The sequence below is a fragment of the Pseudomonas sp. P5_109 genome (genome assembly GCF_034009455.1).
Classification (GTDB): Bacteria; Pseudomonadota; Gammaproteobacteria; order Pseudomonadales; family Pseudomonadaceae; genus Aquipseudomonas.
In genome coordinates this window covers 3,299,655-3,313,324 of sequence record NZ_CP125380.1, presented here as the reverse complement: position 1 = coordinate 3,313,324, position 13,670 = coordinate 3,299,655, and the positions used below count along the sequence as shown (strand labels likewise).

The 13,670-nt window shown below is 61.1% G+C and carries 12 protein-coding genes; 10 read left to right on the top strand and 2 right to left on the bottom strand.

The annotated features are described in order from the left end of the window. Positions 1–2: 2 nt before the first annotated feature. The 6 genes from QMK54_RS14950 (at position 3) to QMK54_RS14925 (ending at position 6,394) form a co-directional block, all read left to right on the top strand. Complete coding sequence (locus QMK54_RS14950) at positions 3–1,586, top strand: ArnT family glycosyltransferase (RefSeq protein WP_411740875.1); 1,584 nt, start codon at positions 3–5, stop codon at positions 1,584–1,586. Positions 1,587–1,675: 89 nt separating this feature from the next. Beyond that, positions 1,676–2,872: an MFS transporter gene (locus tag QMK54_RS14945; protein ID WP_320402820.1), complete on the top strand. Its 1,197-nt coding sequence runs from the start codon at positions 1,676–1,678 to the stop codon at positions 2,870–2,872. Between the two features lie 142 nt (positions 2,873–3,014). After that, a complete protein-coding gene (locus QMK54_RS14940) occupies positions 3,015–3,722 on the top strand; it encodes an HPP family protein (RefSeq protein ID WP_223596231.1) in 708 nt (235 codons plus the stop codon). Positions 3,723–3,819: 97 nt separating this feature from the next. Further along, positions 3,820–5,292 (top strand): nucleobase:cation symporter-2 family protein, encoded by a 1,473-nt coding sequence (locus tag QMK54_RS14935; RefSeq protein ID WP_223596233.1) that lies wholly within the window; start codon positions 3,820–3,822, stop codon positions 5,290–5,292. 58 nt (positions 5,293–5,350) lie between these two features. Further along, positions 5,351–5,821 (top strand): LEA type 2 family protein, encoded by a 471-nt coding sequence (locus tag QMK54_RS14930; RefSeq protein WP_320402819.1) that lies wholly within the window; start codon positions 5,351–5,353, stop codon positions 5,819–5,821. 27 nt (positions 5,822–5,848) lie between these two features. Continuing rightward, positions 5,849–6,394, top strand: a complete 546-nt coding sequence (locus QMK54_RS14925; RefSeq protein WP_320402818.1) for a GNAT family N-acetyltransferase — start codon at positions 5,849–5,851, stop codon at positions 6,392–6,394. Positions 6,395–6,396: 2 nt separating this feature from the next. On the opposite strand, the gene QMK54_RS14920 is transcribed toward QMK54_RS14925, so the two are convergent. After that, on the bottom strand, positions 6,397–7,413 hold the full coding sequence (locus QMK54_RS14920) for an AraC family transcriptional regulator (protein ID WP_223596352.1): 1,017 nt from the start codon (positions 7,411–7,413) through the stop codon (positions 6,397–6,399). A gap of 531 nt (positions 7,414–7,944) precedes the next feature. Between QMK54_RS14920 and efeU the strand changes: the two genes are divergently transcribed. Genes efeU through efeO (QMK54_RS14900) form a run of 4 tightly spaced genes read left to right on the top strand, consistent with a single transcriptional unit; the run spans position 7,945 to position 12,157 of the window. Next, positions 7,945–8,784 (top strand): iron uptake transporter permease EfeU, encoded by an 840-nt coding sequence (efeU, locus tag QMK54_RS14915; RefSeq protein WP_110661106.1) that lies wholly within the window; start codon positions 7,945–7,947, stop codon positions 8,782–8,784. Between the two features lie 8 nt (positions 8,785–8,792). After that, complete coding sequence (efeO, locus tag QMK54_RS14910; protein WP_320402817.1) at positions 8,793–10,013, top strand: iron uptake system protein EfeO; 1,221 nt, start codon at positions 8,793–8,795, stop codon at positions 10,011–10,013. Then, positions 10,010–11,305 (top strand): iron uptake transporter deferrochelatase/peroxidase subunit, encoded by a 1,296-nt coding sequence (gene efeB / locus QMK54_RS14905; RefSeq protein WP_320402816.1) that lies wholly within the window; start codon positions 10,010–10,012, stop codon positions 11,303–11,305. The genes efeO (QMK54_RS14910) and efeB overlap by 4 nt, the downstream gene beginning before the upstream one ends. Before the next feature lie 27 nt (positions 11,306–11,332). Further along, positions 11,333–12,157: an iron uptake system protein EfeO gene (efeO, locus tag QMK54_RS14900; RefSeq protein ID WP_223596243.1), complete on the top strand. Its 825-nt coding sequence runs from the start codon at positions 11,333–11,335 to the stop codon at positions 12,155–12,157. A 140-nt stretch (positions 12,158–12,297) separates the two neighbouring features. Here the strand turns inward: efeO (QMK54_RS14900) and pssA are convergent, their stop codons facing one another. Further along, positions 12,298–13,641 (bottom strand): CDP-diacylglycerol--serine O-phosphatidyltransferase, encoded by a 1,344-nt coding sequence (gene pssA / locus QMK54_RS14895; RefSeq protein WP_110661102.1) that lies wholly within the window; start codon positions 13,639–13,641, stop codon positions 12,298–12,300. Between the last annotated feature and the right edge of the window lie 29 nt (positions 13,642–13,670).

Here is a 13,670-nt window from a genome sequence, read left to right as displayed (position 1 = left end):
TCATGATCCCCCACATCCGCCGACAGTCCCTCGCGCTGGGTCTGTTGGCGCTGTTGTTGTTCTGCGCCGGGATGTATCAGCAGGCGGCCATCGGCTTCGATTCGCGCTTCGTGCTGTTCGCCCAGGAGATGCTGCGCAATGGCCCGTCGTTTTTTCCAACGACCTATGGCCAGCCCTATGCAGACTATTCGGGACTTTCAACAGTCTTCATCTGGCTGCTCTCACTGCCCTTCGGCCAGGTCACCAGCCTGACCGCATGGCTGCCGAGCGCCTTCGCCGCAGCGGTCATCGTCACCTTGATGTACCGCCTGCTGGCGCCCTATTCCACGCGTTGGGCGCTGCTGAGCATCGCCCTGATGCTGCTGACCAACACCTTCATCACCGAAACCCGTGCGGTTTCCCTCGATCTGATGCTGGCGGCCGTGGCGTTCAGTGTGTTTTACCTGGGTTATACCGCCGATCACTTTGGCGCGCCGCGCCGCTGGATTCTGATCTTTGCCTTGTTGATGCTGGGTTTCTGGATTCGTGGGCCCATCGGCCTGGTCATCCCTACGGGAATGCTCTGCAGCTATTTTCTGGTAAATCGCCAGTGGCGACGAATGCTGGTCTTCGGATTGTTGGCCTCCGCGTTGCTGGCGGTGTGCGTCGGGCTGTTGCTGTGGCTGGCGGACGTCAGTGGCGGCCCGGCCTTCTTGCAGGACGTGATTCGCATGCAGTTCATGGGGCGCATGGACGGCAGCGAAGGCTCCAACGAGGTGTTGTATTACTTCACCAGTTCGGTAGGCAACTACGCACTGGCCTGGCCACTGGCAGTACTGGCGCTGGTGGCGGTCGCCGCTTCTGGCCGACAACAGTCAGGCCCGGCATTGCGCCTGACACTGTACTGCGCAGCTGCCGGATTGATCGTGATGGTCGGCCTTTCCGTCCCGCAGGCGAAAAAGGCCCGTTACCTGCTGCCGATCCTGCCCGTGGCGGCGATCATGGCGGCTTATCCGTTTTACGCCGTGCAAGGTCGGCTGTTCGGTTGGCTGCGCGTATTGATGCAGGGCTTATGGCTGCTGATTCCGGGGCTGCTGATCTTGACCTTGCTGGTGATACAGCGAAGATTCCCCGAAGACGTGGCCCATCTCACGTCGTTGTTCATCATTCTCGGCGCGCTGCAAGCGGTCGCCGTCGTAGCGCTCAGGCAGCCCCGCTGGCGCGCGCAGACTCTCGCCCTTTGCGCAGTCCTGGCACTGTGGTCGGTATATATCCTGCAGTTCGAGCCGATCCAGCGACAGCTTTACGACACCCGGACCTTCAGCCACGAAGCGTTTGAACTCGTGCAAAAAGACCCCGCACCACTGGTGATGCACGCGATGGGCAAGGATGCCAAAGCCATCAAGTTCATGGTCAACATCAATCAAGGCCTGCAACCAGAGTTCACCGATTCACACCAGGAACTTGAAACCCTCAAGGGCCCGGCATGGCTGATGATGGACCTGAACGCGTACAAGGCATTGCAAGGCACGGCTGTTGGTGCATTGCCGCCAGTGCTGAGCGGGCGGTTCGACAAGAATGATTTCGTGTTGCTGCATCTCAAGTAAATCCCGTAGCAACGACCGAGTGTCCGGCTGCTAGAGTAGCGCTCACGGTCGGGCTGATGCCGGCCCGATCGAATAAGGACATTCACGCCGTGACCAGCTACTCCCCCCTTATCCGCCGCCTGCTGATCTGCTCGCTGACCATCGTCGTCAGCCGTGCCATCACCAGCCCTTTACTCACGCTGTTCGTCAGCGACAAGCTTGGCCTCAACCAGCAGGACGTTGGCCTGCTGCTCGGCATTGCGGTGTTCGTCGCCACCCTGCTCTCCCTGTATGGCGGTTACATCATCGACCGCTTCGAAAAGCGCCGATTGCTTATTCTTTCGATGGCGTCCAGCGCCATTGGCCTGGTGTTGCTGACCTTTGCTGAAAACCTCTACCTGACCACGATCACCCTGATCGTCACTGAAACCGCGTCATCGCTGTTCCTGATCGGTTCGAAAGCGATTCTCAGCGACAACCTTCCTGTGGGCCAGCGCGCCAAGGCGTTTTCCCTGAGCTATACCCTGACCAACATTGGTTACGCTGTCGGGCCAATGCTTGGCGTGCTGATTGCCGGTGCCTTTGCAAGTGCGCCATTCCTGGTGGCTGCGGCCATCGCTTTTTTCAGCATTTTCCTGATGACCGGGATCGCGAAGGACCCGGCGCGTGCGTCTGTCACCGGTCAGGCGCAGAGTTTTCTCAAAACCCTGGTCACCCTGAAAAATGACCGCACCCTGATCATGTTCACCGCCGGTTGCCTGCTCAGTACGGTGGTGCACGGGCGATTTACGTTTTACCTGTCGCAGTATTTGCTAGTGACCAGTGATTCCAAACACACCATGGATGTCATGGCCGCCCTGCTCGCCTGCAACGCCATCAGTGTGATCTTGCTGCAGTACCAGATCGGGCGTTTCCTCAAGCGTGAGCAATTGCGCCAATGGATCGTCGCCGGCACCGGTCTGTTCATCCTCGGGCTGATCGGCTTCAGCCTGGCGGACAGCCTGGTGAGCTGGTGCGTGGCGATGTTTATCTTCACCCTCGGTGAAATCATTATTTATCCGGCGGAGTTTCTCTTCGTCGACACCCTGGCGCCGGAAGACTTGCGCGGAAGCTATTACGGCGCACAAAACCTTGCTGCGCTTGGCGGTGCATTGAGCCCGGTGATTTGTGGCTTCATGTTGATGCGCACACCGGCGCCGACGATGTTTTACGCCTTGAGTGCGCTGGCAGCACTCGGCGGTTTGCTGTGCTACCTAAGCGGCCGACGGGGCAATTTAAAGAAAATTAATGCACTGAAAGCTCATTAATATGAATTTGTCAGCGCCTTAATTGACCGGCACACTGTGCGTGTTCCTCCCCCAATAGTTGGAACATCTTCAAGGGCTTTCTGGGTTTCCCAGCTAAGCCCTTTTTTTGACTCGCTTTTTTCCGCGCTGGAGTTTTTTTAGAATGCTTGCTCGCTGGTTGCCCGCCGCCATCAATACCCGCCCCACCGAATGGAGCCGCGCCGCCATCGGCATGGCCCTGGGGACGCTGTTCAGCGTGTGGCTCTGTAGCCAGGTGTTCGGCATTGCGGTGGCTCAGCACCTGATCGGTCCGCTGGGGGCGTCGGCGGTGCTGTTGTTTGCCGTGTCTTCGGGCGCACTCGCGCAACCCTGGTCGATTCTCGGCGGTTACTTGAGCGCCGGGGTGATCGCCTTGCTGGTGGCCCATGTGTTGGGCCGAACCCTCGGTAGCGCGTGCCTGGCGGCGGGCATGGCATTGATCCTGATGTGCTGGTTGCGGTGCCTGCACCCTCCGGCCGGTGCATTGGCCCTGACCCTGGTGCTGGCCGATCCGGCAACCATTGCCATGGACTGGAAAGCCATTGAACCGGTGATGCTCAGCGCCGCGACGATGCTGCTCTGCGCCCTGGCCTACAACAACCTGACCCGCGTTCGTTACCCCAAGCGTGCCAGCGAGCCGGTGGCCAGGATTCCTGCCGACCACCCGTCGGTCGACACTCAGGCCATCACCGCCGAAGACCTGAAACTGGCGCTGGCTGACATGGAGGCGTTCTATGACGTCACGCCCGAGGACCTCGAACAGTTGATCCAGGCCAGCCAATTGCACGCCAAACGCCGCAGCGTCGGCGAGGTGTTCGCTGCGCGCCTGTAAACCACTGTTTTGGAGGATCTTTTGCCGTGGCCGGGCGGTTCTGGCATCCTGCGCCTCCATTTTCTGACCCGGCCCGCCTTCTGGCACGCAAACCACCATGACCGCCTCCGAAAAAGCCCCCGCTCCACGCCACAGCGACCTTATTTACGGCCTTGATGACCGCCCGCACCTGACCGCCACCGTCTTCGCCGCCCTGCAACATGTGCTGGCGAGTTTTGTCGGCATCATCACCCCGACGTTGATCATGGGCAGCGCCCTGGGCCTGCAAAGCGAAATTCCTTATCTGATCAGCATGGCGCTGTTTGTCTCCGGCCTGGGCACCTTCGTGCAGGCGCGGCGTTTTGGCCCGGTGGGCTCCGGCCTTCTGTGCCTGCAAGGCACCAGCTTCTCGTTCATCAGTGTGATTCTCAGCGCCGGCTTCATGGTCAAGGCCCGGGGCGGCGGCACCGACGAGATTCTCTCGACCATCTTCGGCGTGTGTTTTTTTGCCGCGTTCATCGAAGTGGTGTTGAGCCAGTTCATCGGCAAACTGCGCATGCTGATCACCCCGGTAGTGACCGGGACGATCATCACGCTGATGGGTTTGTCGCTGATCAAGGTGGCCATGACCGACATCGCGGGAGGCTTCGGCGCCCCGGACCTGGGGGCCGCCAGTCACCTGGCCCTGGCTGCACTGGTGCTGGGCACCATCGTGGTGTTGAACCGGGTGGACGTGCCGTTTCTGCGCCTGGGCGCGATTGTCATCGGCCTGACCCTGGGTTATGGGGTGGCCTGGCTCATGGGCCAGGTGGATTTCCACAGCCTGCCCGACGTCGCGCTGGTGAGCGTACCGGTGCCGTTCAAGTACGGGTTCAACTTCGATTGGGTGGCGTTCATTCCGGTGGCGGTGATTTTCCTCGTGTCGCCGCTGGAGGCCGCCGGTGACCTCACGGCCAACTCGATGATCTCCCGGCAGCCGGTCAAAGGCCCGCTGTACATTCGCCGGATCAAGTCCGGCCTGCTCGCCGACGGCCTCAACTCGGCCATGGCGGCGGTGTTCAACAGCATGCCGATGGTGACCTTCGCCCAGAACAACGGGGTGATCCAGCTCACGGGCGTGGCCAGCCGCTACGTGGCTTTTTTCATCGCCGGATTGCTGGTGGTGCTGGGCCTGTTCCCGATGATCGGCGCGGTCCTGCAACTGATGCCGAAACCGGTGCTGGGGGGCGCGGAACTGGTGATGTTCGGCACCGTCGCCGTGGCCGGGATCAAGATTCTCGCCGAGGCCGGCCTGCATCGGCGCAACATGCTGATCGTGGCGATCTCCCTCGGCATGGGCCTGGGCGTGGCCGCCGTGCCGGAAGTCTTGCGTGAACTGCCCAAGGCCCTGCACAACATTTTCGAATCGCCCATCACCGTCGGCGCGCTGTGCGCTATCGTTCTTAATATCTTCCTGCCCGAGGAGTTCATTGAGCTGGAGGAAGACGAATTCGATCCGGAGGCCTCCGTGCTTCAGGTGATGCAGAACCCCGATGTGACCGCCAGGGATGAGTCCGCAAAGGCTGCGGTGGTCGCACCGTCAAACCGCTAGACGGGCTCAAGGGCTGAGCCGCTGGCGGCTCAGCCCTTTTTCAGATGAGAGCACATCCATGCGCAGCGTCCACGCAGTCCTGATTTCCCTCCTGCTCTGCCTGAGCGCCTGTTCCTCCCTGCCCAACCGAGACCCGTTGAAAATCAACGTCGTGGGCGTCGACCCCCTGCAAGGCGAAGGCATGGAAGTGCGCTTTGCCGTGAGAATCCGCGTGCAAAACCCCAATGACAACGTCCTCACCTACAGTGGGGTTGCGTTGGATCTGGACATCAACGGCCAGCCGTTCGCCTCCGGCGTCACCGATGAAAGGGGCACGATCGGGCGCTTTTCCGACGTCGTCGTGAGCGTACCGGTCAGCGTTTCGGCGTTGTCGGTGATCCGCCAGACCTATGGCATCAGCCAAATGAAAACGCTGAACAACATGCCCTATATCCTGCACGGCAAGCTCTCGGGTGGGCTGTTCAACACGACGCGTTTCGTCGACAGTGGCACACTCAATCTGCCGGGAGCGACCACGGGCAGCCGCTGACACCTGACTCACGGAGCAACACCTTCCATGGAAGCGACCCCCACGCTCTACACCGAGCGCCTGATCCTGCGCCCGCTGGAACTGGCCGACGCCGATGCCATCCAGCAACAGTTCGCCCACTGGGAAGTGGTGCGTTACCTCAACGCCTTCGTGCCCTGGCCCTATCCGGCCGATGGCGCGCTGGTCTATCTGCGTGACAATGCCCTGCCCGCCATCGCCCGTGGCGAGGAGTGGCACTGGTCGATCCGCCTGAAGTCGGCGCCGGAGCAGTTGATCGGCAACATCAGCCTGATGAGCGAACAGGACAACAATCGCGGTTTCTGGCTCGGCCCGAAATGGCAGGGTCATGGCTTGATGAATGAAGCCAGCGCGGCTGTGACCGAGTACTGGTTTTCCGTTCTGGGCCGCAGCGTGCTGCGTGTGCCAAAAGCGGCCCCGAACATTGGTTCGCGCAGGCTCTCCGAACGTACCGGTATGCGCCTGATTCGAACGGATGAAGGCCGGTTTGTCGGCGGGGTTTTCCCGAAAGAAACCTGGGAAATCACCCGTGAAGAATGGTTATCGCGCCGCTGAACCTACTCGGTGTCATTGAGAATCAGGCTGCGGTAATGCCCCGGATTCGACCCTGACCACTTGCGAAACGCCTTGTAAAACGAACTGGCGTCGGCGAATCCGAGCCGCGTGGCGATTTCGCTGAAGCTGATCGCCGGCTCGGCCAGCCAGACAATCGCCAGCTCCTTGCGCACGCTGTCCTTGAGGCCTTGATAGGTTTGCCCTTCTTCGGCCAGACGGCGGCGCAAGGTTGAAGCGGACATGCACAGGCGTTGCGCCAGGGCTTCGGTTTCCGGCCAGTGTTCGGCCGGCAGATGGCGCAGGTCGTGTTTGATACGGCTGGCCAGGCTCTCGGGATCGCGGTATTTCACCAGGATGTTCGCCGGTGCAAGGGCGAGGAATCGCTTGAGTTCCTCGGGGCTGCGCTTGATCGGCAAATCGAGGTAATCGGCGGAGAAAATCATCCGCGTGCGTGGACGGTCGAAACGCAGGTTCTCGGAAAACATCACCTGATAGTCATCACAGAAATCCGGTTTCGCACAGCGCAGTTCGATGGCCAGGATCGGAATCCGCCGCCCTGCCAGCCAGCAGGCGACGCCGTGGACGATCATCCAGTAGGTGAAATAGGTGAAGGCCCGGCGCGGGTCCTTGTCGTCTTCCAGCAGGACGATTTCCGCCAGGCTTTGCTGACGCACCAGCTGCGCCGGCAAGCGCTCAAGCATCAGCGACAGAAAGTCCAGGCCGCAGGTCAGTCCCGCCGCCACGTTGGGCTGGAGCATGGCCGTACGACACAGAAAGGCAAAACTGCCGGACTTTAGCTTGCGCGGGTCCATGCCAAAAAACTCGTCATCCCCGCGCCGTGCCAGCAACCGCCAGCACTTTGCATAGGTGGTGGCCGGCAGGCGGGCATCGCTGCTGTCCAGCAACCGCGGGTCGATTCCGAGCTTGTGCAACACCTCTTCGGTGGCGGCTCCCGGGGCGCAACTTTGCAGCAGTGCTTCACGCAGCAGTTGTGCGCTGATGGTGTCTTTTTCCGACATGGATCGCGGCAAGGCCTGTTCTTGTTCGAGTGGGGGGCATATTAGCTGAAACCACCGGCCTAACGCAGATCCCCTGTGGGAGCGGGCTTGCTCGCGAAGGCTTTGTGTCAGGCGATGAGGATTTTGTGGGTGTACATATCCGTTGTTGCGGTCACGGCGGCTTATGGTTCCGCCCTTACGGCGGGTCACTTTGGAAAAGCCCCAAAGTAACCAAAGGGCTCTTGCCCCTTTCGTTCGGTGCCTCGCCTAGGCTCGGCATGCCCTCGCTCCGGTCCAGCTCCGTGGGCCCGCCGCCATCGGCCATCCATGGCCTAGGGCGGCTAACCCGGCATCCATGCCGGGTTGCCCACTGCGCAGAACCTCCACTCGGCCTCTCGATGGGGCAAGAAAATCAAAAGCCAAAGCCAAAGCCAAAGCGTGATCTTCAGGATCGTTCAGCTTAGGTTCAGGTAATTGGCAATCAATGGCATATGGGAATGAGTGTCATTATGTTACAAATTAGCTCCCTATCTAAATTCGAGACGGCGCTGAATGCTTGTTCCTTTTTTGATCATGCTGCGCGAAGGTGTCGAGGCTGCGTTGATCGTTGGCATCATCGCCAGTTACCTCAAGCAGACCGGTCGCGGCCAATGGCTGTCGGCGATGTGGATCGGGGTGTTTCTTGCCGTCACGCTTGCGCTGCTGGTGGGCGCGGGGCTGGAACTGGTCAGTGCGCAGTTTCCGCAAAAGCAACAGGAGCTGTTTGAAGGCATCGTCGGGTTGGTCGCTGTCGGCATTCTCAGCTCGATGGTGTTCTGGATGCGCAAGGTGGCGCGTTCGATCAAGCATTCATTGCACGAGTCCCTCGACCACGCGTTGACCGGTTCTGCACACCAGGTGATTGCCCTGATCGCCATGGTGTTTTTCGCCGTGGCCCGTGAAGGCCTGGAAACGGTGTTTTTCCTGCTCGCGGTGTTCCAGCAGAGCGAAGGTCCGGCGGCACCGATTGGCGCCCTGCTCGGCCTGGTCCTGGCTGTCGCCATCGGTTTCCTGATCTACAGCGGCAGCATGCGCCTGAACCTCGCGGCGTTCTTTCGCTGGACCGGCTTGTTCATCCTGGTGGTGGCGGCCGGCATCCTTGCCAACTCGGTGCAGGCACTGCACGAAGCCGGGCTCTGGAACCACCTGCAAACCGTGCTGTTCGACTTCAGCGCAACCCTGCCGATGGACGGCCCGCTGGGCTCGGTGCTGGCCGGCATGTTCGGTTACCAGGATGCGCCGACCGTCAGCACCCTGGGTGCGTACTTGATCTATCTGCTGGTGGCGCTGGTGATGTTCTTCTCCCCGGCCGGCGCACCCGCCAGGCAACCTTCTTCCGCTTCCAGCCAGTAAGGGCTCCCATGCCAAACCAAAGCCCAATCCAGGCTTCCCCTCCCCGCGCCTTGCGCTGGGCGCTGGCCGGTTCGGTGATCGTGATGATCGCCGCCGGCTGCCTGTTCTACTACGCGTCGAAAATGGCCGCGGCCAAACGCCAGGCCAACCACGATGAAGTGGTGGTGACCATCCACCCGCACAGTTGCGAACCCAATGCCCTCACCGTCCCGGCCGGGCGCGCGAGCTTTCGGATCGTCAACCGCTCCGACCGGGCCGTGGAATGGGAAATCCTCGACGGCGTGCTGGTCATCGAAGAACGGGAAAACATCGCGCCCGGTTTGAGCCAGGTCATCAATGCCAACCTGCTGCCCGGCGACTACAGCATCACTTGCGGGCTGCTGAGCAACCCGCGTGGCACCCTGCACGTCACGCCGACAGCCGCCTCCGAGGCCGCCGCCAGCGCCAGGCCATCGATGGTCGCGTTTGTCGGGCCACTGTCGGAATTCCGTGTGTACTTGAGCCGCCAGGGCAGCGCGCTGATCAAGGCCGTCACCGCCCTGCAGCAAGCCATCGAGTCCGGTGACCTGAGTCAGGCGCAAGCTCTGTATGTGCCGGCGCGCGCTGCCTATCAGCGTGTGGCGCCTGCCGCCCAACGCCTGGCGGAACTGGACAACGCCATCAACGCCCGCGCCGACTATTTCGAACAACGCGAGCAGGACCCGAGCTTCACCGGTTTCCACCGCATCGAATATGCAGTGTTTCAACAACGCAGCCTCGTGGGCCTGGCGCCGATTGCCCAGCGTTTGCTCACAGATGTCACCACCCTCAAACAACAGCTGCTGGCCCAGTCACTGCCGCCGGAGCAACTGGTGAGCATCATGGTGCGCAACCTCAACGACATTGCCGATGTACGCGCCAGCAGCGGCGAAGAGGAGCGCTACAGCCATAGCGACCTGAACGGCTTCGCCGCCAACCTCGATGCCGCCCGCAAAGCCGTCGACCTGTTGCGTCCGCTGTTGAGCAAATCCGCGGCCGGGCTGCTGCCGAAAATCGACAGCGCCCTCAACGTCTTCGACGCCGAACTCAATGGTTTCAAGGTCGGCGACGGTTACGCCAGCTACGACAGCGTCAGTGCCGAGCAGCGCAAACGGATTGCCGACAAGGCCAAGGCATTGGCCGCCGCCCTCGATGGAATCGATCCCGCCCTTGGCCTTTCCGGCCTGTCAGCAGAAGACGTAAACCGATGAACGATCCAGAACAATTCAACCTCCAGCGTCGCCGTGTACTGTTGGGGATGGGCGCCGCCGGTGTCGCGCTCGCAGGCTCGGCACTCAGTTGCCCAGCCATGGCCGCCAGCCCCGCGCAAGTCACCGAAGCGCCGAGCAGCGACAAGACCCTCGACCACCACGCGTTCCATGGCCAACACCAGACTGGCATCGTCACGCCGCGCCCGGCGTCCGGCATGCTGGTGTCGTTCGATGTGCTGGCCAGTGACCGTGAAGACCTTGAGCGGCTGTTTCGCACCCTGAACCAGCGCATCGCCTTCCTGATGAAAGGCGGCGCGGTGACGCAGGTCGATCCGCAGCTGCCGCCCGTGGACTCGGGCATTCTCGGTCCGGTCGTGACCCCGGATAACCTGACCATCACGGTGTCGGTGGGCGAGTCGCTGTTCGACGAGCGTTTCGGCCTGGCCCACGCCAAGCCCAAGCGGCTGATACGCATGGTCGGTTTCCCCAACGATGCGCTGGAAGCCGATTGCTGCCATGGCGACTTGAGCATCCAGTTCTGCTCCAACACTACCGACACCAATATCCACGCCCTGCGGGACATCGTGAAAAACCTGCCGGACCTGCTGCTGGTGCGCTGGAAACAGGAAGGCAGCGTGCCGCCCCAGGCCCCGGCGAAACCCGGCGTACCGGCACAGAGCGCGCGCAACTTCCTCGGTTTTCGCGACGGTTCGGCCAACCCCGATTCCAACGATGCCAAGGCCATGGACAGCATTGTCTGGGTGCAACCCGGCAGCGATGAACCGGCGTGGGCCGCCAACGGCAGCTATCAGGCCGTGCGGATCATCCGCAACTTCGTCGAGCGCTGGGACCGTACGCCGTTGCAGGAACAGGAAAGCATTCTCGGCCGGGTCAAAAGCACCGGTGCGCCCATGGGCGGTGCCCATGAAACCGAAGTGCCGGACTACAGCAAGGACCCGGCCGGCAAGCTGACCCGGCTCGACGCGCACATTCGCCTGGCCAACCCGCGCACCGCCGCGACCCAGGCCAACCTGATCCTGCGCCGGCCGTTCAACTACTCCAACGGCGTGAACAAGAACGGCCAGCTCGACATGGGCCTGTTGTTCATCTGCTACCAGGCCGACTTGGAGAAAGGCTTCATCACCGTGCAAACCCGTCTCAACGGTGAACCTCTGGAGGAGTACCTCAAGCCTGTCGGCGGTGGCTATTTCTTCACGCTGCCCGGAGTGACCGGCGACCAGGATTTCATCGGTCGCTCTCTGCTCGATGCCACACATCCAACAACCGCCTAACCCACACAACCCTCACGGAACCGCCCCATGAAAAAGTCACCTCTCGCGTTATTGCTGACCCTTGGCTTGCTCAACACTTCGCTTTCGGTCTTCGCGGCGACAGCACCGCTGGACCTGGTGGGGCCGGTCTCGGACTACAAGATCTACGTGACCGAGCAACTGGACGAGCTGGCCAGCCACACCCAGCAATTCACCGACGCCGTGAAAAAGGGCGACCTGGCCACCGCGCAAAAACTCTACGCGCCGACTCGCGTCTACTACGAGTCGATCGAGCCGATCGCCGAGCTGTTCAGTGATCTGGATGCGTCCATCGACTCCCGCGTCGACGACCACGAAAAAGGCGTGAAAGCCGAAGATTTCACCGGTTTCCACCGCCTCGAATACTCGCTGTTCTCGGAAAAGAGCACGAAAGACCTGGGCGAACTGGCCGACGGTTTGAACAAAGACGTAAAAGACCTGCAAACCCGTGTGGCCGGCCTGACCTTCCCCCCCGAGAAAGTCGTAGGCGGTGCCGCTGCGCTGCTCGAAGAAGTCGCGGCGACCAAGATCTCCGGCGAAGAAGACCGCTACAGCCACACTGACCTCTATGACTTCCAGGGCAACATCGACGGCGCGAAGAAAATCGTCGACCTGTTCCGTCCGCAGATCGAGAAGCAGGACGCGGCGTTCGTGGCCAAGGTCGACAAGAACTTCGCCACCGTGGACAAGATCCTGGCCAAGTACAAGACCAAGGATGGCGGTTTCGAGACCTATGACAAGGTAAAGGACGCCGACCGTAAGGCACTGGTTGGGCCGGTCAATACTTTGGCTGAAGATTTGTCGACGCTACGTGGGAAACTCGGTCTGAACTGAGTTTTACCGGGTTTGCGCTGACGCTTTCGCGAGCAAGCCCGCTCCCACAGTGGATTTGAGTCGAACACACCATTGTGCTCGACCTCAATCCCTGTGGGAGCGGGCTTGCTCGCGAAGGCATTTCTGAAACCCGCAAAGATTTACAGGATGCGATAGAGCAACCGCTCGATCCGCACCCGACTCACGCGCTTGAGGAACTTGGCCACGCCCATCGGGTATTCGGCGAGGGTTTCCAGGTTCTGGAAATGCTCGATACGACGGGTGTGCTGGAAGATCTCTGCCAGCTCATGGCCACGCGGCTCCAGCAGTTCGCCATGGGGATCATCGATCAACAAGGCGTTTTCCAGATCGAGTCGAAATGCCCGCGGGTTGAGGTTGTTGCCGGTCAGCAAGGTATAGCGCTGGTCGATCCACATGCCCTTGAGGTGATAGGTGTTGTCACCATCGCGCCACAAGTGCAGGTTCAACTGGCCGCTATCGATGTTGCGCTGATGGCGCTTGGCAAACCGGCGCAAGCTGATTTCGTACAGGTACGGCAACGCCGAAATGACCCGGAACGGTTCGCTGGGTGGAATGTAGAAGTCGTTGGCCGTCTTGTCGCCGACCACAATGTCGATCTTCACCCCACGGGCCAGCGCGCGATTGATCTCGCGGATGATCGCCAGCGGCAAATTGAAGTACGGTGTGCAGATGGTCAGTTGCTGCTGGGCACTGGCGATCAGCTCGCAAATCACCCGGTTCAGCGGATTGTTCTTGCCGACGCCGAGCAGCGGGCTGACGGACAACCCCGTCCTGTCCGTGGAGCCCCGCGTGGTGTCGTACGCCGCGTGCTTGAGGCGGCTGCGCAAGTCGCCGATGTCATTGCGCAGGCTGCGGGTGGTCGGCAGGTTCGGCAGGTCGAGGCGGTGCACGGCCTTGGACGCCACCAGGCCGTGCTGCACCAGGTGCTGCATAGAATCGGCCAGTTCGCGATTGTGCAGCAGGTGATAGCGGTCGTAGCGGTACTTGTCGAATTTGTGCAGATAGACGTTGTTCAGGCTCGCGCCGCTGTAGATCACGCAGTCATCGATCACGAAGCCTTTAAGGTGCAACACGCCGAACAGTTCGCGGGTTTGTACCGGGACGCCGTAGATCGGCACTTCACTTGCGTGGGTGCGGGTCATTTCCTGATACCAGGCCGAGTTGCCCGGTTGCTTGCCTGCACCGATCAGGCCGCGCTGGGCGCGCAACCAGTCGACGACCACCACCACGTCCAGTTCAGGACGCGCCAGCTTGGCCGCGTGCAAGGCATCGAGAATTTCCTGGCCGGCTTCATCCTGTTGCAGATACAGCGCAACGATGTAAATACGCCGGGTCGCGCTGGCGATTTTCTCCAGCAGGCAACGACGGAATTCGGCAGCGCCAGAGAGGATGCTGACGGCATCGGCCTTCAGCGGAAAACTGCGCAGTTTGGGCAGCAGGGAGCGTTTGAAAAGCGACGGCATAGGGCTCGCAATGGGTCGAATCCGAAGAA